Annotated in this window: 19 protein-coding genes; 5 read left to right on the forward strand and 14 right to left on the reverse strand. The window is 71.2% G+C overall.

Annotated elements, in window-relative coordinates:
• Positions 1 to 131 precede the first annotated feature (131 nt).
• From PV963_RS20155 to PV963_RS20185, 7 genes are all read right to left on the reverse strand, one after another.
• On the reverse strand, positions 132 to 1,268 hold the full coding sequence (locus PV963_RS20155; RefSeq protein ID WP_274817132.1) for a lipid II:glycine glycyltransferase FemX: 1,137 nt from the start codon (positions 1,266 to 1,268) through the stop codon (positions 132 to 134).
• A 54-nt stretch (positions 1,269 to 1,322) separates the two neighbouring features.
• Positions 1,323 to 2,132, reverse strand: a complete 810-nt coding sequence (locus tag PV963_RS20160) for a metallophosphoesterase family protein (RefSeq protein WP_274817133.1) — start codon at positions 2,130 to 2,132, stop codon at positions 1,323 to 1,325.
• Positions 2,110 to 5,004 (reverse strand): FAD-binding and (Fe-S)-binding domain-containing protein, encoded by a 2,895-nt coding sequence (locus tag PV963_RS20165; protein WP_274817134.1) that lies wholly within the window; start codon positions 5,002 to 5,004, stop codon positions 2,110 to 2,112. Before PV963_RS20165 ends, PV963_RS20160 begins: the two co-directional genes overlap by 23 nt.
• Positions 5,005 to 5,045: 41 nt before the next feature.
• On the reverse strand, positions 5,046 to 5,888 hold the full coding sequence (locus tag PV963_RS20170; protein ID WP_274817135.1) for a carbohydrate ABC transporter permease: 843 nt from the start codon (positions 5,886 to 5,888) through the stop codon (positions 5,046 to 5,048).
• A 7-nt stretch (positions 5,889 to 5,895) separates the two neighbouring features.
• A complete protein-coding gene (locus tag PV963_RS20175) occupies positions 5,896 to 6,888 on the reverse strand; it encodes a carbohydrate ABC transporter permease (RefSeq protein ID WP_274817136.1) in 993 nt (330 codons plus the stop codon).
• 94 nt (positions 6,889 to 6,982) lie between these two features.
• On the reverse strand, positions 6,983 to 8,323 hold the full coding sequence (locus PV963_RS20180) for an ABC transporter substrate-binding protein (RefSeq protein ID WP_274817138.1): 1,341 nt from the start codon (positions 8,321 to 8,323) through the stop codon (positions 6,983 to 6,985).
• A gap of 106 nt (positions 8,324 to 8,429) precedes the next feature.
• Positions 8,430 to 9,449 (reverse strand): LacI family DNA-binding transcriptional regulator, encoded by a 1,020-nt coding sequence (locus PV963_RS20185; protein ID WP_274817139.1) that lies wholly within the window; start codon positions 9,447 to 9,449, stop codon positions 8,430 to 8,432.
• A gap of 208 nt (positions 9,450 to 9,657) precedes the next feature.
• Here PV963_RS20185 and PV963_RS20190 point away from each other — a divergent pair, with 208 nt between their 5' ends.
• Entirely contained in the window at positions 9,658 to 11,007 is a 1,350-nt protein-coding gene (locus PV963_RS20190) for a mucin-1 (RefSeq protein WP_274817140.1), read from the forward strand.
• 74 nt (positions 11,008 to 11,081) lie between these two features.
• Positions 11,082 to 12,200 carry a phosphoserine transaminase gene (gene serC / locus PV963_RS20195; RefSeq protein WP_274817141.1) on the forward strand — a complete coding sequence of 373 codons (1,119 nt, stop codon included), beginning with the start codon at positions 11,082 to 11,084 and terminating at the stop codon, positions 12,198 to 12,200.
• A 57-nt stretch (positions 12,201 to 12,257) separates the two neighbouring features.
• Here the strand turns inward: serC and PV963_RS20200 are convergent, their stop codons facing one another.
• On the reverse strand, positions 12,258 to 13,154 hold the full coding sequence (locus PV963_RS20200) for an NAD(P)-dependent oxidoreductase (RefSeq protein ID WP_274817142.1): 897 nt from the start codon (positions 13,152 to 13,154) through the stop codon (positions 12,258 to 12,260).
• 124 nt (positions 13,155 to 13,278) lie between these two features.
• On the opposite strand from PV963_RS20200, the gene PV963_RS20205 reads away from it, so the two are divergent.
• Positions 13,279 to 13,890 carry a TetR/AcrR family transcriptional regulator gene (locus tag PV963_RS20205; RefSeq protein WP_274817143.1) on the forward strand — a complete coding sequence of 204 codons (612 nt, stop codon included), beginning with the start codon at positions 13,279 to 13,281 and terminating at the stop codon, positions 13,888 to 13,890.
• A gap of 71 nt (positions 13,891 to 13,961) precedes the next feature.
• Here the strand turns inward: PV963_RS20205 and PV963_RS20210 are convergent, their stop codons facing one another.
• The 4 genes from PV963_RS20210 to PV963_RS20225 all read right to left on the reverse strand — a co-directional run bounded on the left by PV963_RS20210 (position 13,962) and on the right by PV963_RS20225 (position 19,323).
• The gene (locus PV963_RS20210; RefSeq protein WP_274817144.1) at positions 13,962 to 15,560 is read right to left on the reverse strand and encodes an alpha/beta hydrolase; all 1,599 of its coding nucleotides are present in this window, start codon (positions 15,558 to 15,560) and stop codon (positions 13,962 to 13,964) included.
• Between the two features lie 201 nt (positions 15,561 to 15,761).
• Positions 15,762 to 17,273: a cellulase family glycosylhydrolase gene (locus PV963_RS20215; RefSeq protein WP_274817145.1), complete on the reverse strand. Its 1,512-nt coding sequence runs from the start codon at positions 17,271 to 17,273 to the stop codon at positions 15,762 to 15,764.
• A 275-nt stretch (positions 17,274 to 17,548) separates the two neighbouring features.
• Positions 17,549 to 18,367 (reverse strand): ABC transporter permease, encoded by an 819-nt coding sequence (locus PV963_RS20220; RefSeq protein ID WP_274817146.1) that lies wholly within the window; start codon positions 18,365 to 18,367, stop codon positions 17,549 to 17,551.
• Entirely contained in the window at positions 18,364 to 19,323 is a 960-nt protein-coding gene (locus tag PV963_RS20225; RefSeq protein ID WP_274817147.1) for an ATP-binding cassette domain-containing protein, read from the reverse strand. Before PV963_RS20225 ends, PV963_RS20220 begins: the two co-directional genes overlap by 4 nt.
• Before the next feature lie 110 nt (positions 19,324 to 19,433).
• Here PV963_RS20225 and PV963_RS20230 point away from each other — a divergent pair, with 110 nt between their 5' ends.
• A complete protein-coding gene (locus PV963_RS20230) occupies positions 19,434 to 20,255 on the forward strand; it encodes a TetR/AcrR family transcriptional regulator (RefSeq protein ID WP_274817149.1) in 822 nt (273 codons plus the stop codon).
• A gap of 17 nt (positions 20,256 to 20,272) precedes the next feature.
• Here the strand turns inward: PV963_RS20230 and PV963_RS20235 are convergent, their stop codons facing one another.
• Positions 20,273 to 21,247 carry a WD40 repeat domain-containing protein gene (locus tag PV963_RS20235; protein ID WP_274817150.1) on the reverse strand — a complete coding sequence of 325 codons (975 nt, stop codon included), beginning with the start codon at positions 21,245 to 21,247 and terminating at the stop codon, positions 20,273 to 20,275.
• A gap of 546 nt (positions 21,248 to 21,793) precedes the next feature.
• On the opposite strand from PV963_RS20235, the gene PV963_RS20240 reads away from it, so the two are divergent.
• Positions 21,794 to 22,468, forward strand: coding sequence for a GDSL-type esterase/lipase family protein (locus PV963_RS20240; RefSeq protein WP_274817152.1), 675 nt, complete (start codon positions 21,794 to 21,796; stop codon positions 22,466 to 22,468).
• Here PV963_RS20240 and PV963_RS20245 read toward each other — a convergent pair.
• Positions 22,456 to 23,205 carry an aminoglycoside adenylyltransferase family protein gene (locus PV963_RS20245; RefSeq protein ID WP_274817153.1) on the reverse strand — a complete coding sequence of 250 codons (750 nt, stop codon included), beginning with the start codon at positions 23,203 to 23,205 and terminating at the stop codon, positions 22,456 to 22,458. The two genes, PV963_RS20240 and PV963_RS20245, sit on opposite strands and share 13 nt — an antisense overlap.
• Positions 23,206 to 23,286: the final 81 nt, after the last annotated feature.

A 23,286-nucleotide genomic window follows, 5' to 3' on the forward strand; every position in this document is an offset into this window, starting at 1 on the left:
TGTGCTCGGCTCGGCTGCGTACGTACACCGTTGCGCACGCTCGTGTGCATCACGGTGTACTGTAGAGTCCAGAGTAATGGACTCAGTCAGGCACGTAAACCGCTTATGCCACTGTCTCGGAATGCGGGCTCTCAGCGCCGGGCGAGGTAGAGACTGAACGCCTTGTACAGCAGCCCGTTGAGCGGGTAGTCCCATTCGCCGAGGTATTCGACGGCCTCGCCGCCCGTGCCCACCTTGAAGCGGAGCAGGCCCACCAGATCGCTGGACTCCTCCAGGGTGTCGGTGATGCCGCGCAGGTCGTAGACGGCGGCGCCGAGTTCGTGGGCGTCGCACATCATGCGCCACTGCACGGCGCTGCTCGGCTGGACCTCGCGCCGGCGGTCGGCGGAGGCGCCGTAGGAGTACCAGACGTGGTCGCCGACGGTCAGCATGGTGGCGGCGGCGAGCGCCTCGCCGTCGTGGTACGCGAGGTAGAGCCGCATCCGGTCCGGGTGCTCGGCGGTGAGCGCGCTCCACATGCGCTGGAAGTACGGCAGCGGGCGCGGGAGGAAACCGTCCCGCTCGGCGGTCTCGGTGTACAGCTCGTGGAAGGCCGGCAGGTCCTCCAGAGCACCGCGCACGACCTTCACGCCGGCCTTCTCCGCCTTCTTGATGTTGCGCCGCCACTGCTGGTTCAGGCCGTTGTGGATGTCCTCCAGCGACCGTCCGGCGAACGGCACCTGGAAGACGTACCGGGGCTGACCGGCGGCGAAGCCGTCCTCGCCGCCGGGTGCGGTCTGCCGCCAGCCCATGCGGCGCAGGCTGTCCGCGACCTGGCCGGCGCGGGGTTCGTACGACGTCGCCCGCACGTCGCGCAGCCGCCGGGCGGCCGGGTCCGCGATCGCCGCCTTGACCGTCTCGGCGCTCCAGCGGCGCACCACGACCGGCGGGCCCATCCGCACCGCGAAGGCGCCCCGTCGCTCGAGGTGGGCGACCATCGGCTCCAGCAGGCGTTCGAGGCCGGGCTCGTGCCAGTCGAGGAGCGGGCCTTCGGGCAGGTACGCGAGGTACCGCGGCAGTCCGGGCAACCGCGGCCCGGGCAGGGGCCGCAGCAGCACCAGTCCCGCGCCGACGAGCTGTCCGCCCTGGTCGAACCAGCCGAGGCTCTCGGCCTGCCAGTCGGGCTTCACCTCACCCCAGGAGGGAACCTGGGTGTGGCTGGCGGAGGGGCGGGCCGTGACGAACGCGAGGTGCTCGTCGCGGGTGATCGGCTGGACGCGGACGCTCATGAGCGGGCTCCTTCGAGCAGCGGCCCTCGGCGGGCGGTGGCTGGTGCCGCGAGCCTAGGAGCGGCTCCGTCCCTCCCCCGGTTCAGACACTCGGGTCCGCCCGTCCCGTGGCCCGAACGCCTCAAGCGCGTCCACGTCGCTCGCCCGGGCGTTGAGGTGGTAGCCGGCCCAGTCGGCGATGTCCGGGTAGGCGCACTCGGCGATCAGCCGCGCGGTCGCGGCCGGGATGTCGTACGGCGTGACGCGCAGGTCGGTGCCCGGGCCCAGCAGACACCAGTGGGCGCCAGGACGGCCGTACGGCATGCCGACGCTGCCCGGGTTGACCACCAGGCGGCCGTGGGCCAGACGGGCGTAGGGCATGTGGGTGTGGCCGCACACCACCGTGCGGATGTCGTCGTCCAGGCCGGCGAACACCTCCGTCCAGCGGGCCGGGCGGGAGTCGACCAGGACGATCTCCTCGTCGTCGCGGGGGGTGGCGTGGCAGAAGAGGACCTTGCCGTGGCCCGGGACGGTGAGGGTCAGGGACGTGGGCAGGGAGTCGAGGAAGTCGACCTGGCCGGGGGTCAGTTGACGGGCCGCGTACGGGCTGATCGCGTCGGGGAACCGGGTCCGCTCTCCCCTGCGGATCTCGACCAGCTCGCGGTCGGCGTTCCCGGCGACCCACAGCACACGGTCGCCCTGCGCCCGCAGCAGCTCGACGACCTCCCGCGGTTGCGGGCCGGCCGCGATGTCGCCGGTGAGCACGATGCGCTCGGCAGCGGCGACGTCCGGCTCGGCGAGCACGGCCTCCAGGGCGGGGAGAACGCCGTGGATGTCGGACAGTACGGCCACCCGCCCCGGTTCACCGCTCGGCCTCCCGTTCACTGCCTGCTCCCTCCAGCGCCGCCGCCAGCACCTGAGCCAGATGCCTCCCCCGCACCCCCGCCAGCTGCTCCAGCTGCGTCCGGCAGGAGAAGCCGTCCGCCAGGACCACCGTGCCGTCCGGCGCGCCCCGTACCGACGGCAGGAGCTGTTCCTCCGCGCAGGCCGCGGACACCTCGTAGTGGCCCTTCTCGAAGCCGAAGTTTCCCGCGAGACCGCAGCAGCCGCCGCTCAGTTCGCCCGAGAGCAGAGCGGCTTGACGCAGCCGGCGGTCGGCGGCGTCGCCCAGCACCGCGTGCTGGTGGCAGTGGGTCTGGCCGGCCACCGGGCGGTCCACGCGCGGCGGTGTCCAGCCGGGGGCGTGGCGCTCCAGCGTCTGAGCGAAGGTGAGGACCTTGGCGGCGAGGCGGGCCGCGCGCGGGTCGTCGTGCAGCAGCTCGGGGACGTCCGTGCGCAGGGCGGCGGCGCAGCTCGGCTCCAGGACCACGACCGGGGCGTCGGTCTCCAGCACCGGCTCCATCAGATCGAGCGTGCGCCGCATGACGGCCCGGGCGCGGTCCAGCTGCCCCGTCGACACGTACGTCAGCCCGCAGCAGACCCGGCCCCGGCCCCGCAGCAGGGACAGCGGGTCGAGGGCGACCGTCCTGCCGTCGCCCACCGGCGGTTTCGCCAGGTGCACGGTCGGCGGCAGCGCCACGCGCAGCCCGGCCGCCTCCAGCACACGGACGGCGGCCTGTCCGACGGAGGGCGAGAGGTACTCGGTGAAGGTGTCGGGCCACAACACGACGAGACGGCCACGCCCGGCGGCAGCCGCCTCGCCCCGCCTGCGCTCCCACCACCTGCTGAACGTCCGTGTCGCCACCCGGGGGAGCTCCCGCTCGGGGGCGATCCCGCCCAGCCGTTTCGCGGCCCGGGCGAAGGGCCGCATCCGGGCGAGGGCGTTGACCAGCGGCGCCGTGCGTGTACGGGTCACGGCCCGGAGCCACACCGGCAGCCGGCCCATCGCGTAGTGCGCGGCCGGGCGGCGCCTTCCGGCGTAGTGGTGATGCAGGAACTCCGCCTTGTACGTGGCCATGTCGACCTCCACCGGGCAGTCCGAGCGGCAGCCCTTGCAGGACAGGCACAGGTCCAGCGCGTCCCGCACCTCGGTGGAGCGCCAGCCGTCGGTCACCACCTCACCCGCGAGCATCTCGTGCAGCAGCCGGGCCCGCCCGCGCGTGGAGTGCTGCTCTGCGCCGGTCGCCCGGAAGGACGGGCACATGACCGAGGAGCCGGACACCGACGTCGTACGGCACTTGGCGACGCCCACGCAGCGCCGCACCGCCGCCGAGAAGTCACCGCCGTCGGCGGGGTAGCCGAAGGCGACGTCGACGGGCTCGCGGGGGAGGACGGAGAAACGGAGGCCGACGTCCAGGGGCGCGGGGCGGACCAGCATGCCGGGGTTGAGGAGGTCGTCGGGGTCCCACACCCCTTTCACCCGCTCGAACAGGCCCACCATCTCCGGCCCGTACATCTTGGGCAGCAGCTCTGCCCGCGCCTGCCCGTCCCCGTGCTCCCCGGACAGCGAACCGCCGTGCGCCACCACCAGCTCCGCGAGCTCCTCCGAGAAGCGGCGGAACCGGGCGACACCGGGCTCCGTCAGCAGGTCGAAGTCGATACGGACGTGGATGCAGCCGTCCCCGAAGTGCCCGTACGGCGTGCCGCGCAGTCCGTGCGCGCCGAGCAGCGCGCGGAAGTCCCGCAGATACGCCCCGAGCCGGGCGGGCGGCACCGCGCAGTCCTCCCACCCCGGCCACGCCTCGCTCCCGTCGGGCATCCGCGTCGCCGTACCGCTCGCGTCCTCCCGGATCCGCCACAGCGCGCGCTGCCCGGCCGGGTCGGTGACCACCAGGGCGTCCGCGACATCGGCCGCCCGCACGATCGCTTCCGCACGCGCGCGTGCCTCCCCTTCCGACTCCCCGCCCGTCTCGACGAACAGCCAAGCCCCGCCCTTCGGCAGCGCGGTCGCCGACGGCACCAGGTCGGCCGCCATGCCCTCCACCGTCAGCGGCTGGTACGGCAGCAGCCCGGCAGCCGCCTCCGCGGCCGCGCTCTCATCGGCGTACGCCAGCACGGCGAGCGCACGCGCACGTGGCGCCTCCACCAGCCGTACGACCGCCTCGGTGAGGATCCCCAGGGTGCCCTCGCTCCCGCAGAACGAACGCGCGACATCGGCGCCCTTCTCGGGCAGCAGGGCGTCGAGCGCGTATCCGGAGATACGGCGGGGCAGCTCGGGGAAACCGGTCCGCAGCCGCGCCAACTCCCCCTCGACCAGGCCCCGCAACCCCTCCGGGGCCCCAGCCCACCCCTGCCCGAGCCGCAGCCGCTCCCCGCGCGCGGTGATCACGTCCAGCTCCCGCACACTGTCCGCGGTCGTCCCCCACGCCACCGAGTGCGAGCCGCACGAGTTGTTGCCGATCATCCCGCCGAGCGTGCACCGGCTGTGCGTGGAGGGATCGGGGCCGAAGCGCAGGCCGTGCGGGGCGGCGGCCTCCTGGAGGCGGTCGAGGACCAGGCCGGGCTGGACCACGGCCGTGCGGGTCTCCGGGTCGAGCGACAGGAGCCGGTTCATGTGCCGGGTGAAGTCCAGGACGACACCGGTGCCGGTGGCCTGTCCGGCGATGGACGTGCCTCCACCGCGGGCGACCACCGGCACCCCTCGCTCCCGGCACACCGCGAGAGCCGCCGCCACGTCGTCGGCGTCACGCGGCACGACCACGCCCAGCGGGACCCGCCGGTAGTTGGACGCGTCCATGGTCGCCAGCGCCCGAGACGTGACGTCGAACCCGACGTCGCCCTGGACGACGGCACGCAACTGTGCTTCGAGATCCGTCATGCGTCCAGGATGCATCCGACCACTGACAGTAACGAGCCAGGTCAGCCCTTCACGGCCGAGCTGGCCACGCCCTCGACGAACCAGCGCTGGAAGAACGCGAAGACGATCAGCACGGGCAGCACCAGCAGCACACCGAAGGCGAGGATCTGGCCCCACTCCGGGGGCTGCTGCCCCTGGAAGACGCTCATCTCGAGGGGCAGGGGACGCACCGACGGGTCGGACACCATCAGCACCGGCCACAGGAAGGAGCCCCACTGGATGAGGAAGGTGAGGATCGCGACCGAGGCGAAGACCGGCCTGGACATCGGCACGATGATCGCGAAGAAGGTCCGCCAGGGACCCGCGCCGTCCAGCCGGGCCGCCTCCTCGATGCTCGGCGGGATCTTCTTGAAGAACGTGTGGAACTGGTAGATCGCGAAGGCGTTGGCGACGAATGGCAGCGCCTGGATGAACAGGGTGTTGCGCTGGCCGTTGAACATGTAGAACAGCGGCACCGCCACCGACTCGAACGGGATCAGCATCAGCAGCAGGACCAGGGTGAACACCGCGTTCTGGCCGCGCCACTTCAGCCGCGTCAGCCCGTACGCCGCCATCGAGTTGACGATCAGTCCGCCCGTCACCACCACGAACGACAGCAGGACCGACACGCCCATGAACTGCCAGAAGTAGCCGGTGCTGTCGGAGCTGAGACTGTCGAGGACGGCGGTGTAGTTGTCGAAGGAGAGGTGGGTGGGCAGGAAGCCGGACAGGCCGTTCAGGACCTCGTCGGACGGCTTGAGGCTGCCGAGGAAGAGATAGAGCGCGGGGAGGGCGAAGACGAACGCCAGGACGCTCAGGACGGTGTAGTCGAAGACGCGGCGTACGGGCGTACGGGTCATGGCCATGATGGAGTCAGTCCTCGTTGTCGGGCCGGACGACGCGGCGCTGGACGATCGTCAGGGCGACGACGATCAGGAAGAACACCACCGTGACGGCCGAGGCCTGGCCGATGTTGTTCTGGTCGAAGGCCGTGGTGACGGCCTGGTACATCACCGTCCGGGTGGCGTCCTCGTCCAGGCCGCCGCCGCGGATGAGGATGTACACCTGGTCGAAGACCCGGAAGGACAGCACCGAGGTCAGCATCGCGACGAAGACGAGGGTTCCGCGGATGCCGGGCAGGGTGACGTGCCGGAACTGCTGCCAGCGCGAGGCCCGGTCCAGCTGGGAGGCCTCGTAGAGCTCGCCCGGGATCTGCTGGAGACCGGCCAGCAGGATGACCATCTGGAAGCCGACGCCCTGCCACACCGACAGCACGATGATCGAGCCCATCGCGGTGAGGCCGTCACCGAGCCAGTCGAAGGCACCCCAGTTGCCGAAACTCACCGCGTCCAGCAGGGAGTTGAGCATGCCCTGCTCGCTGCGGGCGAGGATCAGCCGCCAGATCACGGCGACCAGCGCCATCGGGAAGACCACCGGCATGAAGAAGAAGGACCGGAACAGGCCGATGGCCTTCAGCTTGCGGTTGAGCAGGATCGCCAGCGCCAGCGCCAGACCCGTCTGGAGCGGTACGACGACCGCGGCGAAGGTCAGGTTGTTCAGCAGCGCCCGCAGGAACGGGCCGGACAGGTCGGGGTCGGTGAACAGCCGCCGGTAGTGCTCCACCCCGAAGAAGGTGGGCTCCAGCGGCGAGCCGAGGCGGACGTTGTAGAAGGAGAGCACCACGGCGTAGCCGAACGGGATGCCGACGAAGGCGATCAGCCCGCCGACGGCCGGGGCGGACATCAGCAGCCCGTGCAGCCAGTCGCGGTTGCCGCGCGACGGACGCGAGGGCTTCGCGGAGGGCGTGGACGAGGCGGCCTGCGCCCGGCCAGGGGCCGCGGGGTGCGCGGGTTCCACGGTTTTCACGGGAGGGTCCTCTTCCCGGCGGGGCGGGCCCGGTCGGTACGTGGCTGCGTCGCCACGTCGCCGACGGCCCGCCCGGGCCGATGCGTCCTGCGGGTTACGGGATCTCGTAGCCGGCGTTGTCGGTGAAGTCCCGGTCGATGGCACGGGCGGCCTTCTGCAGGGCTTCCTTGGGGTCGGCGCCGCCGTAGATCGAGTTCAGGGCCGTGTTGAACTTGGCGGTGACCGTGGGGTATCCGGCGGTCACCGGGCGGGTGACGGCGACGCAGGAGGCGCTGATGTCACTGTCGCCGCACGGCTTGACCAGCTGGTCGGCGAAGAGCTGGAGGGGGCCGCCCTTCTTGTACAGCTCGCTCTTGGCGAGTGCGGACTCGGTGGCGGGCACCGCGCCGTTGGCCTTCGTCATCGCGCCGACGTTGCTGTCGTTCAGCAGGTAGTCCAGGAAGGCGCCCGCGGCCTTGCCGTTCTTGCTGTCGGCGCCGATGCCCCAGGCCCACGAGCCCTGGCCCGTCTTGGGGCCCTTGCCGAAGTCCGGCAGTGGCACGACGGCGAGGTCGTCCCCGAGCGCCTCGCTGTACGCGGGGTAGTTCCAGTGGCCGACCCAGCTCAGCGCCACCTTGCCCTTGGCGAAGGCGTTGCCGTCGGTGTTGGGGTCGACGTACGTCTTCCAGGACTGGAAGGTCTTCATCGCGGAGACCACGTCCGGGCTGTCGAGGGCGCCCTGCGCCTTGCCGTCCTTCAGCAGGCCGCCGCCGGCCGACCAGACGATCGGGGAGAAGCCGAAGGTGCCCCACTCGGTGGCCAGGCCGTACTGCTCCGATATGTCGAGGACCTTGCCGTCAGGGTCCTTGCCCTTGAGCGCCTTGAGCGCCTTGCCGAACTCCTCGGCCGTCCAGGCGTCGTCCACGCTCGTCGGGTACTTCACACCGGCCGCGTCCAGCAGCTTCTTGTTGGCGTACATACCGAGCCCGGCGTCGAACATGCCCAGGCCGTAGTGCTTGCCGTCGATCTCGCCCTGCGCCTTGATCGCGTCGGTGACGTTGCCGAGGGTCTTGGCGGAGACGTGGCCGTCGACCGGGGCGAGCTTGCTGTTGTAGACGAAGTTCGCCATCGTCGGACCGTCGAACTCCAGCACGTCCGGCAGTTCCGAGGCGTCGGTGGCGGTGATGGTCTTGGTGTAGTCGTTCTCGGGGATCAGCTTCAGCTCGGCCTTGACGTCGCTCTGCGAGGAGTTGAAGGACTTCACCGCGTTCTGCAGCGCGGCCGCCTCGCCCGCCTGACCCTGGTGGGCCCAGACGCTGATGGTGCCCTTGCCGCTGCCCTCTTCGGCGGAGGTGTCGCTGCCGCCGCCCCCGCCACAGGCGGCCAGCGCGGCCAGGGGCAGCAGAGCGAGGGCCGTCAGGCCCGTACGACGGTGTTTTCTGTAGCCGGTGATCATGTGGTGCCTCCGTGCGGGGGTGTGCGGGTGGTGCGCGGACGGTGGGGAAGGGGCCGAGGGACGGAACGGCGCCCCCGGTGGCGGGCGGGGAAGGGGACGGGTGGAGCTACCGCTGCCTGTCGGTGTTAGGCGGAGCGGTGGTCTCGCGGAGGACGAAACGGATGGGCATCTCGACGGGGTGCGGCGGCCCGGCTTCCGGATCGTCCAGCCGCGCCAGCAGCAGCCGGGCCGCCTCCCGGCCCTGGACCGCGACCGGCTGGGCCACGGTGGTCAGCCCGACCACCTCGGACAGCTCGTGATCGTCGAAGCCGACGACGGACACGTCCTCCGGAACCCTCAGCCGGTGCCGGCGCAGGGCGCGCAGCGCGCCCATCGCCATCTCGTCGGACTGGGCGAACACGGCGGTCGGCGGATGGCGCAGCGCCAGCAGCTCGGTCATGGCCCGCTCACCGCCCTCGACCGTGTAACCGCCGTCCGCCTCCAGTGCGGGGTCGGGCTCGATCCCGGCGTCGGCCAGCACGTCCAGGTAGCCCTGCCGGCGGTCGAGGGGCGTGGTCCAGTGCAGCGGCTCGCTGGGGCCGGAGATCATGCCGATCCGCCGGTGGCCGAGGTTCACCAGATGCCGTACGGCGCTCTGAGCCCCACCCCGGTCGTCGATGCCGACCGCCGTGAAGCCGGGCCGGGCGCCGCCGACCGTGGTCGCCAGCGGCACGTCGAGGGACCGCAGGGCGGCGGCCTCCTCCAGGTCCGGGATCAGCAGGGACAGCACGGCGTCGACCCGTTTGCGGATCGGCAGCTTGGTGAAGAAGCGCTTGCGGGCCTCCGGTGAGCCGAGGTTGTACAGCAGGACGTCGTAACCGGCGGCGCTGAAGACCTTCTCGGCGGAGTCCAGCACGGTGCCGAAGAACCAGCGGCCGACGTACGGGACGACGACGCCGATGGTGTAGGTGCGCCCGCTGGCCAGGCTGGACGCCGAGCGCGAGGCGGTGTAGCCCAGCTCGGCGGCGGCCTCGACGATCCGGGCCCGCATCTCCTCCGACACTCCGGGACGGCCGCGCAGGGCGCGGGACACGGTGGACGCCGAGACCCCGGTGGCCTCGGCGACATCGGTGATGCTGACCGTCACGGGACGCTCCTTGATCGAGTGCACGCCGCGTGCCCGGGGCCCGGAAACACATCGGCGTGAGGGGGGAGTGACGAGACCGTAAACCCGCCCACCTGGTTGCGCAAGCGTTTGCGTTCAGATTTACTTCGGCTGACTCTCAGAGGAACTCTCACCAGCCAGAGCACAGCGCACACGCTTGAGTGCGGCTGTCGGCAGACAGGACCTGTCCATGCGATACGCGCCGCCCGGCCTCTGCGTGAACGACTTCGACCTCCTGCGCCACGCGGACGGCACCTACACCGCGCTGCACCTGCAGGGCCCGTGGACGGCCGAGTTCGACCACCTGCGCATGGAGACGTCCTACGGCCGGGCCACCTCCACCGACCTGGTCCACTGGGAGCCGCAGGGCACGGCCTTCGGCAACGGCCTGCCGGGCCGTTTCGACCAGCAGGCGGTGTGGACCATGCACGCCTTCCCGCACGGCACCGGCATGGCGATGCTCTACACCGCCGTCTCCGGACTCACCCCCGGCGGCTGGCCCCTGCAGTCGGTCGGCCTGGCCCACTCCGACCGCACCGACGGCACCGGCTGGCGCCGCCACGGCACGGGGCCGGTCGTCGAGGCGGACGGGCGCTGGTACCGCACGGGCGAACGCATGGGCTGGCGCGACCCCTTCGTCGTACGCGACGACGAGTCCGACGGCTGGGTCATGGCCCTCTGCGCCGCCGACGCCTCCCAGCCCGTCGAGGTCAGCGGCTGCGTCGCCTGGGCCACCTCCGACGACCTGGAGCACTGGACCGTCCAGCCGCCGCTCATCTCACCCGGTGACGTAGACGAGTTGGAGTGCCCGGTCCTCGAACGCCTCGACGACGGCAGCTGGCTGCTGCTCGGCTCCATAGGCGCCACCCGGGGCTTCGAGGCGTGGACCGCACCGCGCCTGCGCGGCCCGTGGACCCGCCGCGGTCCGCTCGGCCCGACGGGCGCGTACGCCCCGCGCGTCGTCACGGCTCCCGACGGCTCACGCGTCGTGCTGCACACCACCCCGCGCCGCGTCGGCCTCACCGACTCCGGCGACCGCTGCCGCGGCATGCTCGCCCAGCCCAAGTCCCTCGTCGTACCTCAGGACGCGGCGCCCCGCCTGGAATGGTGGCCGGGCCTCGACCCCTGGCTCGGCGAGGAGACGTACGACGCCCCCCTGCACGCGGTCGGCGACGTCGACGTCTCCGGCCGCACCGAGATCACCCTGCGCACGCATGCCTCCGACGAGGGCCGGCCCGCGCTCACGGTCGGCTGCGACGGCAAGAACCTCCGGGTCACCGGCCCCGAGGGCGCCCCGCTCGGCGAGACCCTCCTGCCGGAACCCGCCGCCTCACTGCGCATCCTCACCGTCGGCGAGTACGTCGAGGTCTACGCCGACGGCGTCTTCGTCCTCACCACCCTGTGCTACTCCGGCCGCCCCGCCCCCTGGACGGCCGCCTCCGAGGGCCGCGTCCGCCCTGTTCCGGTCCGCCCGGTCCGGCTGCCGGCCACGCACCGCGACGACGCCTCGGCCGTCTGGCCCGGCCCGTCGCCGCGCTGACGGCTGCCGGAACACCGTCTCACCCGACGGACGACGTTTCGCCCGCGTTTCGGTGAGCGACTACGCTCCCCTCCGTGGCTGAGATCCAGATTCCTGCTGACATCAAGCCCGCCGACGGTCGATTCGGCGCGGGCCCCTCCAAGGTGCGGGTGGAGGCGCTGGACGCCCTGGCCGCCACCGGCACGTCCCTCATGGGCACCTCCCACCGCCAGGCCCCCGTCAAGAACCTGGTCGGCAAGGTGCGTGAGGGCATCCGCGAGCTGTTCCAGCTCCCCGACGGTTACGAGGTGATCCTCGGCAACGGCGGCTCCACCGCGTTCTGGGACATCGCGACGCACGGTCTGATCGAGAACAAGTCGCAGCACCTCAGCTTCGGCGAGTTCTCCTCCAAGTTCGCCAAGGCCGCCAAGCTCGCGCCCTGGCTGGCCGAGCCGGACGTCATCTCCAGCGACCCGGGCACCCACCCCGAGCCGGTCGCCGAGGCGGGTGTCGACGTCTACGCCTTCACCCACAACGAGACCTCGACCGGTGTCGCCATGCCGATCAAGCGCGTGGCCGGCGCCGACGAGGGCGCCCTGGTCCTCGTGGACGCCACCTCGGGCGCCGGCGGTCTGCCCGTCGACATCGCCGAGACGGACGTCTACTACTTCGCCCCGCAGAAGTCCTTCGCCTCCGACGGCGGCCTGTGGATCGGCGTGTTCTCCCCGGCCGCGATCGAGCGCGCGGAGCGCGTCCACGCGTCCGGCCGGCACGTCCCCGAGTTCTTCTCGCTGCCGACGGCGATCGACAACTCCCGCAAGAACCAGACGTACAACACCCCGGCCCTCGCCACCCTGTTCCTCCTCAACGAGCAGCTCGAGTGGATCAACGGCCAGGGCGGCCTGGACTGGTCGGTCCGCCGCACCGCCACGTCCGCGCGGACGCTGTACGGCTGGGCCGAGGACGTCAAGTTCGCGAACCCGTTCGTCACCGACCCGGCCAAGCGCTCCCAGGTCATCGGCACGATCGACTTCACCGACGAGGTCGACGCCGCCGCCGTCGCCAAGGTCCTGCGCGCCAACGGCATCGTCGACACCGAGCCCTACCGCAAGCTCGGCCGCAACCAGCTGCGCGTCGCGATGTTCCCGGCGATCGAACCGGCGGACGTCGAGGCCCTGACGAAGTGCGTCGACTACGTGATCGAGAAGCTCTGACCCTCTCGCGTAGGTGACCGAGGGCGCCCTGCCTGTGCGGGGCGCCCTCGCTCGTACTCAGGCAGCCGCGCCCCTCCCGAACACCTCCAACAGCCGGGTCAGGCTGTCCTCCGCGTAGCCTTCCGCCGCCGCGCGCCGGAACGCCCCCAGCACCGCGGCGGGCAGCGCCGGGTCGACGCCCGCGTCCCGCGCCGTGTGCACGACGTGCTCCATGCTCGCCACGGCCATCGAGATCCGCTCGACGTCGCCGGAGTGCCGCCCCGCCTGGATCCGCGGCGTGTAGAAGTCGAGGAACTGGCCCATCCCGCCCAGCGTCTGCGCCGCGTACGGCGTGATCTCCGAGGCGCTGATGCCGTTCGCGTCCGCCAGCGCCAGCGTGTGCAGCCAGGCGGTCAGGGTGGTCCAGAAGAGGTCCATCTGGAGCTGGTAGTAGAGCGCGGCCAGGCCCGGGTCCTCCCCGCGGTAGTCGGTGCCTGTGATGACCTTCAGAACGTCCTCGTACTGCTCGAAGAGGTCGCGGGGGCCGCTGTAGAAGGTGTCGAACTCCGGCGAGCCGATACCGGATGGCGGGGTCTGGACACCGCCGGTGAGGTGACGCGCCCCGTGCTTCACCGCCCAGGCCGCCCCCTCGCGGGTCCTCTCCGGGGTGTCCGAGCTGAGGTTGACCAGGACGCGGCCCGCCAGGGCCGGAGCGGCGGGCTCCAGGATGGTGTACATCGCGCCGTAGTCGGTGAGGCTCAGCACGGCCACCTCGTTCGCCGCCAGCGCCTCCTCGACGGTGGCGGCGCGCACCGCGCCCCTGGCCACCAGCTCGTGGGCGCGGCTCGCGGTGCGGTTCCAGACGGTGACGTCGTAGCCGGCGTCCAGGTAGGCACCGGCCATCGCGCGGCCCATGGGGCCGAGACCGATGACGGTGACGGTGACGGACGAGGGGTGCGCAGCGGACGGTCTCACAGCGGACGGATTCACAGAAATCTCCCCGTGGATCACTGAAACGGCGACTAGAGCGAACGCTCTACCCAGAGAGGAACCTAGCATGACGACTAGAGCGGTCGCTCTAGGTCGGTAAAGTGGGGGCGTGAAGACCAAGGCCCCGCACGACCTCGAGACCGCCGGCACCCGCGAGCGGATCGTCCGTACGGCCTCACGCCTGATGCAGCGCCAGGGCTACGAGGGCACCGGCATCAAGCAGATCTGCCGCGAGGCCGGGGCGACGCTCGGCTCGGTCTACCACTTCTTCCCCGGCGGCAAGCAGGAGCTCGGTACGGCCGCGGTGCGGCTCGGCGACGAGGAGTTCACCGAGCTGCTGCGCGAGTCGCTCGACGCGGAGCCGGACCCGGCGCGGGCCCTCCTCGCGCTCACCGCCTCCCTCGCCCAGGGCCTGCGCGAATCCGACTGGCTCGACGGCTGCCCGGTCACCTCCACCGTCGTCGGCACGGCGGCCAGCGCCCCCGGCATCCAGCAGGCGGCGGCCGAGGCGTTCGCCCGCTGGCGGGCCGTGGTCGCCGAGAGGCTGGTCGGCGCGGGGTTCGCCGAAGCGGACGCGGAGGATCTGGCCCACACGGTGATCGCCACGCTGGAAGGGGCCGAACTGGCGTCCCAGGTCGCGCGCAGCGAGACACCGCTGGAGGCGGCGGGGCGGCATCTGGCGCGTTTGATCGCCTCGTACGGAGGGAGCGGTCGCACGTAAGCACGCGAGGGGCGCCCGGCACGTACCGGGCGCCCCTCAGGTCATGTCAGACGATGCTCACGTAGGCACGCTCAGACCCCGGACCCCAGGATCCCGCGCAGGGTGTTGCCGACCGCAGCAACGGCCGACTGGGTCGTGCTCGGCGTCTTCTGCGCCGAGGCCTGCGGCTTGGGGTCGGGCAGCTTCTGGCAGACCGCGTCGGCCACGCCACTGCCGTGCGGCACCTTGCCGCTGGTGAGGTACGCAGCCAGGTGCTTGTCGAGGCAGGCGTTGCCGCTCAGCGTGATGCCGTGGTTGCCGCCGCCCTGCTCCACCACCAGGCTGGAGCCCTTCAGCAGCCGGTGCATGGTGACACCGCCCTGGTACGGGGTGGCCGCGTCGTCCGTCGCCTGGAACAGCAGCACCGGCGGGAGCTTGGCGTTGGCGACGTTCACCGGCTTCAGCGACTTCGTCGGCCAGAACGCGCACGGGGCGTTGTACCAGGCGTTGTTCCAGGCCATGAACGGCGCCTTCTCGTACACCGCCCAGTTGTCCTTGCGCCACTGGTTCCAGTCGCGCGGCCAGGACGCGTCACGGCACTGCACCGAGGTGTAGATGCTGTAGCCGTTGTCGCCGGAGGCGTCGATGGCGGCGATGTTGTCGTACGCCTTGACCAGCGCGGCGGTGTCCTTCTTGTTGACGTACGCCGCGAACGTCTGGGCGAGGGTGGGCCAGTAGGCGTTGTTGTAGCCGCCGGGTATGAAGATGTCCTCCAGTTCGGAGGCGCCCACCTTGCCACCCGCCGGCTTCTTGGCCAGGGCCGCCCGCATGGCGTACCACTTGGCCTCGACCTTCGCCGGGTCGGTGCCGAGCTTGTAGGTCGAGTTGTACTTGGCTATCCACGCCATGAGCGCCTTGTGGCGCTTGTCGAAGGCGTAATCCTGCTTGATGTTGGCGTCGTACCAGACCCCGGTCGGGTCGACGATCGAGTCCAGCACCAGACGCCGCACCCGCTCGGGGTAGAGCTTGGCGTAGACCGCGCCGAGGTAGGTGCCGTACGAGTAGCCGAAGTAGTTGATCTTCTTGGCGCCGAGGGCCTTGCGGATCGAGTCCATGTCCTTCACGGCGCTGACCGTGTTGATGTACGGCAGGACGTCCGCGTACTTCTTGCCACAGGCCTGGGCGAAGGACTTGGCGCGGTCGAGGTTGGCCTTCTCGATCGCCGGGGTGCTGGGTACGGAGTCGGGGCGCACCGGGTTGAAGTAGCCCGGCTTGCAGTCCAGGGCGGGCTGGCTCTTGCCCACGCCGCGCGGGTCGAAGCCGACGACGTCGTACTGGGCGGCGACCTCCTTGGGCAGGGAGGACGCGACGAAACCGGCCAGCGTCAGGCCACTGCCGCCGGGGCCGCCGGGGTTGACCAGCAGCGGGCCCTGGTACTTCTTCGCGGTGTGCGGCACGCGGGACAGCGCCAGCGTGATCTTCTTCCCCTGCGGCTTCGCGTAGTCGAGCGGCACCTTCACCGACGCGCACTGGAGCGTCGGGTAGTCCTCCGTACCGCACTTCTTCCAAGTGACCTTCGTGGCCTGGGCGGTGTTCGCGGAGTGCGACGCGCTGGCACTGGCCGGGACGGCGGTGAGCGTCCCGGCCAGTACGACGGTCGCGCCGCACAGGACGGCTGCGCTTCTTCTCATGGAGTTCTCTCAGAACGGTGAGGGGGGTCAGGGGACCGTGTGTCACACGGTCCGTGCCGCATCGTTTCGGAAGAGGACGCCATGCACGTACGTATTCGACCAAGACTTGACCGAATCGAGTCATCGCACGTGCTCAACCACCTTCAGAAACAGGGGTGTTCTGGCGATTTCCAGACACGTCACCCCCGTCTCACCCCGCGGTCAGGTCGCCGTACAGCTCACGCTCGGCGCACCCCCGCCCCCGGGCGCACCGCCCAGGCCGAAGCTCGCCGAACCTCCCGTCGGCACGCTCCCGTTGTGCGTGGCGTTCACCGCCGTGACGGTCGCGCCGCTCTGGGTGTGCGACGCGTTCCACATGCTGGTGACCTTCTGGGAGCCGGTCCAGGTCCAGCTCACCTTCCAGGACTTGAGCGGCACACCGCCCGTGTTGGTCACCTTGACCTCGGCGTTGAAACCGCCGCCCCAGTCGCTGCTGACGGTGTAGGCGGCAGAACATGCGGCCGTGCCACCACCCGGGCCGCCCGGGTCGGGCCCGGAACCGCCGCCGCCCGCGAAGCCCGGCGCCTTGATGGCCGCCAGGTATCCGTCCTTCACGGTGTCCACGGTCTGCCAGTCGTCCTTCAGGATCCCGCCCGTGTCACCCGAGTTGGGGTTCCAGGACCAGAACGTCCAGTGGAAGCTGTCGGCTCCGTACTCCGACGTCGACCGCAGATACGTCACCAGCGTGGACAGCCACTTCTGGTCCACCGCCGACTGGAGTGTCGTACCGAACTCGCCGAGCCACACCGGCGCGATGTTCTGCTTGAAGATGTAGCCCCAGTACCTGTCCCAGACCCCCGGCATGTTGGCGGGGAAGGACGGGTCGCCGAACCAGGGCTGCTGGGCCACCGACGTGGCGTAGTCGTGGGCCGAGTAGACCAGCCGGTTCGGGACGTCCAGTTGGACGGGGTGCTGGGCGACGCCCATGAGGTTGCCGCCCCACCAGCCGTTGGCACCGTTGTACGACTGCACGCCCTCCACCATGACCAGCAGCTCGGGGTTGACCGACAGCACCGCGTTGCCCGCGCGCTGGGCGGCCAGCCGCCAGTCCCGGGCCGTGTCGCCGCAGCCCCAGCAGGCGGGGTCGCGGGGCTCGTTGTGCAGGTCGATGCCGACGACCGTGGGGTTGCCCTGGTAACGCGTCGCCAGGGACTTGAGGTTGGCGATCCAGGTCGACTCGGGGACCGACGCCGTGTACCAGAGCGCCGACTGGCCCGCCGCGTCCGGGCGGTGCCGGTCGAGGACGATCTTGAGCCCGGCCTGTCCGGCGTATGCCACGATCCGGTCCAGGACCTGCAAGGACGTCAGTCCGCGCAGGTCGGTGTTCTTGCCGTCGTAACTGATGCTGTCGGGCATGGTGCCGGGCTTGAGGATGTCGTCGCTGTAGGGCATCCGGATGGTGTTGTAGCCCAGCGACTTCATCTGGTCGATCATGCTCTTGTAGTCGCGGGCCCACAGGCCGTGGACGACGTGGTTCGCGGTCTCGAAGCCGAACCAGTTGATGCCGGCGATACGGACCGGCTGCCCGGCCGCGTCCAGGATCTGCCGGCCGCTGGTGTGCCAGTAGCCGGCGCCGGCCCGCGCGTCGACGTCGGCGTGTGCCGACTGCGTACCGGCCAGGGGCAACAGGAGCGCCGCGGCGACGCACAGCGCTCTTCGCAGAGTGCGGAACATGGCTGCTTCCTCTCGGGGGCGCGGGCCGGAATCCAGTGGGAGCGCTCCCACTCCCGCACCACCATGGAAGCCATGTCGCAATGAGCACGTCAATACAAACGGAGGGGCGGACCCTGAGACCTCTGAGGATGACGAGGCTCCGCTGCCCCGCCCCGACCCAGACGACCCCCGAGTGCAAGGGCTACCGGGGCTGGTCGTACACCACCGAGATCACGGTCGACGACCAGTTCGTACCGCCCTGCTGATCCGCCCCGAGCCGCCTGCGGTCTCGTACGTCAACGGCTCAACTTCCTGAACCGCCGCACCGCCAGCGGCAGGAAGATCAGCGTCAGGACCACCGGCCACACCCCGGCCATCAGCAGCGCGTGCTGCTCGACCCAGGTGTCACCGCCGACCGGCGTGCCGAACAGTTCGCGGGTCGCCGCCGCCGTGGAGGAGATCGGGTTCCAGACCGCCACCCAGCCCAGCCAGTCGGGCATGTCCTGCGGCGCGACGAAGATGCTGGAGATCATCGTCAGCGGGAAGGCGACCGCGAACAGACCGCCCGCCGCCTCCGGGTTGGGCACGAGCAGGCCGAGCCACACCCCGATCCAGATCAGCGCGAACCGCAGCCACAGCAGCAGCCCGAACGCGGCCAGGAAGCCGAGGCCACCGTCCGGCCGCCAGCCCATGGCGAGCGCGGTGAGCATCATGATGGCCAACTCGGCGCAGGCGGCGATCAGATCGGTGACGCCGCGCCCGGCCACCACGGCGGAGGACGCCATCGGCATGGAGCGGAAGCGGTCGATGACCCCCTTGGTGGAGTCGTAGACCACGAGGGTCGCCGTGTTGATGAAGCCGAACGCCATGGTCATCGCGAACATGCCGGGCATCAGGTAGTCCGTGTAGTCGCCGCCGCCCGGCACCTTCATGGCGCTGCCGAAGACATAGCCGTAGAGCAGCACGGAGAGGATCGGGAAGCCCAGCTGCCAGGCGATGTTGACGGGCTGGCGCTGGTAGTGGGTCAGGCCGCGGCGGACGATGTTCCAGCAGTCGGCGAGCAGCCAGTACGCACCGCTCCGCGTGCTCGGGGTGCTCAGGTCGACGGCACTCACGCTGCGGCCTCCTTCTCGGTCCGGTGTCCGGTCAGGCGCAGGAACACGTCGTCGAGGCTGGGCCTGCGCAGCCCGATGTCCTCGACGCGGACGCCCTCGTCCTGGAGGGTCCGCGCCACTTCGGTGAGCGCCGTGACCCGGTCGGTGACCGGGGCGTGCACCCGCAACTCGGTCTCGTCCGCATCGGGTTCGCCGTCCGTGACCCGGGCGACCACCTTCACCACCCGCGGGATCTCGGCCCGCTCGGCGACCACGACCTCGATACGGTCGCCGCCGACCAGGTTCTTCAGCCCGTCCGGGGTGTCGTCGGCGATGGCCCGCCCCTGGTCGATGACGGTGATGCGGGAGGCGAGCTTGTCGGCCTCCTCCAGGTACTGCGTGGTCAGCAGCACGGTCGTGCCGCCCGCCACCAACGCCCGTACGGAATCCCAGACTTCCCCGCGACTGCGGGGGTCGAGACCGGTCGTCGGCTCGTCGAGGAAGAGGACGGCCGGGGCGAGGATCATCGACGCGGCGAGGTCGAGACGGCGCCGCATGCCGCCGCTGTACTTGCCGACGCCCCGGTCGCCGGCGTCGGTCAGGTCGAACTGCTCCAGCAGTTCCGTCGCCCGGAGCCTGGCCCGCTTGCCGCCCAGGTGGAACAGCCGGCCGAACATCTCCAGGTTCTGCCGGCCGGTGAGCACCTCGTCCACCGCCGCGTACTGCCCGGTGAGCCCGATCCGGGCCCGCACCTCGCGCGGCTGCCGGACCACGTCGAGACCGGCGACCGTCGCACTGCCCCCGTCCAGCCGGATCAGCGTGGACAGGATGCGGACGGCGGTGGTCTTGCCCGCCCCGTTCGGCCCGAGCAGGCCGTGCACCGTGCCCTCGCGTACCACCAGGTCGAAGCCGTCGAGGGCGCGTTTCCCGCCGTACCGCTTCTCCAGCGCCTCGGCCCGCACCGCGTATCCGTCCATGCTGCCCCTCCCTTGTGCTCGTGCCTTGCGCCGACACCGAACTGGGTACAGCGTACCCGATTACGCGTACGCCGTACCCAGTTTTTCGCCGGGGACCTAAGCTGGGTGCCATGGAGAGCGGCACGAGTGGCACTGGCGGTACGAGCGGCACGGGCAGTACTGGCAGGGCCGGCAGCGCGGAGACCAGTGGCAGCGGCGACATCGCCCGCACCCTCGAACTGCTGTGGGACACCGGCCGGCGTCCCAGCCGCGGCCCCAAGCCGACCCTGACCCTGGACCGGATCGTGGAAGCGGCCGTCCAGGTCGCGGACACGGAAGGTCTGGAGGGGCTCTCCATGCGCCGCGTCGCCGCCGAACTCGGCACCGGCACCATGTCGCTCTACCGGTACGTCCCCGGCAAGGGCGAGCTGCTCGACCTGATGCTGGACCGGGTCCAGCGCCCCGCCGAGAATCCGGCCGACCTGGGCGACGGCGGCTGGCGCGCCGCCCTGGAGGCCATGGCCCGCGAGACCCTCGCCCTCTACCGCCGTCACCCCTGGCTGCTCCAGGTCAACCAGTCCCGCCCGATCCTCGGCCCGAGCGCCATGGACGGTATGGAGAAGGTCCTGACCCTGATCCGCCCCATGGGGCTGACCGACCCCGAGCTGGTCTCCGCGGTCATCATGATCGACGGGTACGTCGTCGGGGCCGCGCGCACGCAGCTCTACCAGCAGGAGGCGGAGCGCCGGACGGGCCTGACGGACGCGGAGTTCTGGCAGGCGCAGGTGCCGGTGCTGGAGAAGGTCCTGGCCTCGGGCCGCTACCCGGTCATGGCGTCCCTCTCCGAGGACGCCTTCGGGCCCGACTTCGACCACTTCGGCTTCGGACTCCAGCGGATCCTGGACGGGTTGGAGGTGCTGGTGGCGCAGCGCCGAGGCGAGTCGGCCTCGTAAGCCGTCGCCTCCGGCCGCTACTTGCGCCGCCTCAGCCCGCGCAGACCGAGCAGGGCGGCACAGGCCACGGCCACGGCGATCGCGCCGGTCTTGAGGTTGCCGCCGAGCCCGTCGCCGCCGGCGCCGTCGTCCCGTGCGGCCGGACTCCCGGTGCCGGAGGAGGAACCGGAGCCGCCGGGCGCGTCCTGCCCCTCCACCGAGCTGTCGGCCCCCTCGGCGCCGTACATGAGCCTCGTCCCGTCGGCGGTGTAGGTGACGGACTCCCCCTGCCCGAGGAACGGCACGCCGAGCCGCTGCTTCCGCTTGATCTTCCCGCCGTTCCAGTCGTACGCGATCGCCCCGAAGTAGCTGCGTACGACGAGGTGTTCGCCGTCCGGGGAGAGCGTGGCGTCGGTGGCCTCCAGGTCGGGCACGGCCGCGACGGGCCGGAAGACGTTCGTGCCCGAGGCCGAGAGCTCGGCGGGCCCCTCGTACAGGTGCCCGCCCTGCTCGTTCTTGTCGACGATGTAGACGCGGCCCGTCTTCGGATGCACGACGAGGGACTCGGCGTCCCGCGCCCCGTCGGAGTACTTCACGACGTACTGCGTGGCCCGGATCGTCTGGTCCCTCAGCGTCTTCGGCTCGGGCAGCTCGTAGATCCACACATGGGGCCAGCTGCCGCCGAGGTTGTCGCCGATGTCGCCGACGTAGATCCGGTTGCCCGGGCCGACGGAGATGGCCTCCACGTCCCGGGGCGTGCCGACGCCGGTGAGGGTGAGGCGGGCGACGGTCTCGCCCGTCCTGCTGTCGACGGCGTAGATGTAGGGACCGTCGTCGCTGTCGTTGTGCGTCCAGTAGATGCCGGGGTGAAGGCGGGAGGCGGCCAGACCGCTGGACTCGGTGATGCGCGGGTCCTTGATCGTGAAGTCCTCGTCGCCGTCGGCGGCGGAGGCGGGCACGGCGAAGACGCCCACGAGGAGAGCCGCGGCGAGGATGGCGAACGGTCGGCGCATGCTCCCAAGCCTGCCATCCCGCTGCGCGGTTCATCGGGGTAATGGATCACTGGCGTAACAGATCATGAAGGTCGGAGGATCGCGAGCGGCTGGGGAACACCCGGCGGTCGCGGACACGGGACGGAACCCCGACGTGCGGCGGACCACGGATGCGCGGCCGGCCGGCGGCCGAAGAGCCACGGCGGTTCCGGGCATGCGGCAAACCACGGACGCACGCCGGCCGACGGACTCCCAGCGGCCGAAGAGCCACGACCAGCCAGCGGCCGAAGACGCACGGCGGTCAAGGACACGCGGCGGAACGCCGACGCGCGGCCGGCGGGTGCGGACCCGTGCGGACCACAGGCGCCTGGCGGACGGCCCACACGGGCGCCTGACGGACGGCGGACGCATGGCCCACTGCGGCGCGAGGCCGACGACCGAAGCGGTCGGCCGGCCACACGGCGACGCGCATCACGGGTTCCTGACCCCCCACCAGGCGCCGCCGACCACCACGCGCGTGGTCCGACTCACATCCCGTCCGGCGGTCTGATCGTCCATGATGAGCGGATGCTCAGGTTCATGCCCGTCGGTGACTCCATGACGATCGGGAGCGCGGGCGAACACACGTGGCGCTACCGGATGTGGCAGCACCTGTGCCGGTCCTACGACGGCCCCTTCACCCTCGTCGGCCCGCGCGAGACGCTCCACGACAAGCTCGCCGACGCCCCGACCTCGTACGCGTACGCCGACCCGGACTTCCCGCGTGCCCACCTGGCCGGCTGGGGCGAGGGCTGGCTGCACATGGCGCCGTTGATCGGCGAGGCGGTGCGGTCGTGCCGCGCGGACGTGCTCCTGGTCTCCCTCGGCCTGATCGACCTGGGCTTCTACACGAACGCCGAGCAGACCGCCGAGAACGTCCGGGCCTTCGCGGCCGAGGCACGGGCGGCGAACCGGCGGGTGCGGATGGTGTGGCTGCCGGTCACCCCGAACGTGCGGGCCGAGTCCGACCCGGCCTTCGCCGCCGAGGTCGCCCGCTTCAACGAACTGCTGGCGAAGACCGCCGCGGACCTCGACGAGCCCGGCTCCCCCGTCCTCCTGGCCTCGACCCCACCGTCGTACGACGTCCACGCCGACACCTACGACGGCACTCACCCCAACGACAGCGGCGAGCACAAGATCGCGGCGGCCTTCGCCGAGGCGATGCACCAGGCCTGGGACCTGGGCGAGCCCTACGAGGAGTGACTCTCGGTGATCATCCGGGTCAGGAACTCCGCGCAGGGCCGGGGCACCAGGTCGTCCCAGCGCTCCGCCTCCTCCCCCAGGTAGACGGCCCGGGCGCGGGCGAGGACGGGCCGGTGCTCGGCGGGGAGCCGGTCGAGCGCCCACTCGGCCGCCGCGTCCTTCGAGCGGATGGTCCCGGTGCTGAGGGTGGTCCAGATCCGGGCGAGGGTGAGCAGCACGTTGCGGGTGTCGGTGTCCAGTTCCTCCATGAGCTCGGGCACACCGGCGACGATGGCCCGCCTGAGGTCCTCGTGCGGGACGGGGTCGAGGAGGTCCGCGGGCGGCGGCCCGTGGAGCGGGGCGTCGGCGCGCAGGACCATGGTGAGGAGGGGCGCGAGGTCGGGGCTGGGCTCGGGGGCCGGGATCACTCCGCGCTCGTAGTCCGCCCGCAGCCAGTCGCCGTAGAGGAAGTCGCAGGTCGGCGGGTAGCGCCAGGGCCGTACGTCGTCCCGCACGACGACGATCAGCTCGATGTACCGCCGCCCGTCCACGCCGGACACCTTGAGCAACTCCCCGACCAAGGCCCGGCGTTGGGCGTGCGTCGTGGGCTCCCGTACGACGGCCAGGACGTCGATGTCGCTGTGCGGTCGGAGGCCGCCGAGGGTGGCGGAGCCGTGGAGGTAGATGCCGAGGACGGAGTCGCCGAGGGTGGTGCGGAGTAGCTGGACGAGGTGGTCGTTGTCGGGCCGCTCTGGCATATGCGCTCTTCCCCGTGTCGTGGTCACCGTGCGTATCGTTGTACTGCGCGGCTGCCCACGTCCATGGGGTGGCCGGGGAGG

This window comes from Streptomyces coeruleorubidus (genome assembly GCF_028885415.1).
Lineage (GTDB): Bacteria > Actinomycetota > Actinomycetes > Streptomycetales > Streptomycetaceae > Streptomyces > Streptomyces coeruleorubidus_A.

Excerpts from the sequence above, each read along its gene's own strand:
- PV963_RS20155 (WP_274817132.1), bottom strand. The coding sequence starts at position 1,268 with ATGAGCGTCCGCGTCCAGCCGATCACCCGCGACGAGCACCTCGCGTTC.
- PV963_RS20165 (WP_274817134.1), bottom strand. The coding sequence starts at position 5,004 with ATGACGGATCTCGAAGCACAGTTGCGTGCCGTCGTCCAGGGCGACGTC.
- PV963_RS20170 (WP_274817135.1), bottom strand. The coding sequence starts at position 5,888 with ATGGCCATGACCCGTACGCCCGTACGCCGCGTCTTCGACTACACCGTC.
- PV963_RS20180 (WP_274817138.1), bottom strand. The coding sequence starts at position 8,323 with ATGATCACCGGCTACAGAAAACACCGTCGTACGGGCCTGACGGCCCTC.
- PV963_RS20190 (WP_274817140.1), top strand. The coding sequence starts at position 9,658 with ATGCGATACGCGCCGCCCGGCCTCTGCGTGAACGACTTCGACCTCCTG.
- PV963_RS20210 (WP_274817144.1), bottom strand. The coding sequence starts at position 15,560 with ATGAGAAGAAGCGCAGCCGTCCTGTGCGGCGCGACCGTCGTACTGGCC.
- PV963_RS20215 (WP_274817145.1), bottom strand. The coding sequence starts at position 17,273 with ATGTTCCGCACTCTGCGAAGAGCGCTGTGCGTCGCCGCGGCGCTCCTG.
- PV963_RS20225 (WP_274817147.1), bottom strand. The coding sequence starts at position 19,323 with ATGGACGGATACGCGGTGCGGGCCGAGGCGCTGGAGAAGCGGTACGGC.
- PV963_RS20230 (WP_274817149.1), top strand. The coding sequence starts at position 19,434 with ATGGAGAGCGGCACGAGTGGCACTGGCGGTACGAGCGGCACGGGCAGT.
- PV963_RS20235 (WP_274817150.1), bottom strand. The coding sequence starts at position 21,247 with ATGCGCCGACCGTTCGCCATCCTCGCCGCGGCTCTCCTCGTGGGCGTC.
- PV963_RS20240 (WP_274817152.1), top strand. The coding sequence starts at position 21,794 with ATGCTCAGGTTCATGCCCGTCGGTGACTCCATGACGATCGGGAGCGCG.
- PV963_RS20245 (WP_274817153.1), bottom strand. The coding sequence starts at position 23,205 with ATGCCAGAGCGGCCCGACAACGACCACCTCGTCCAGCTACTCCGCACC.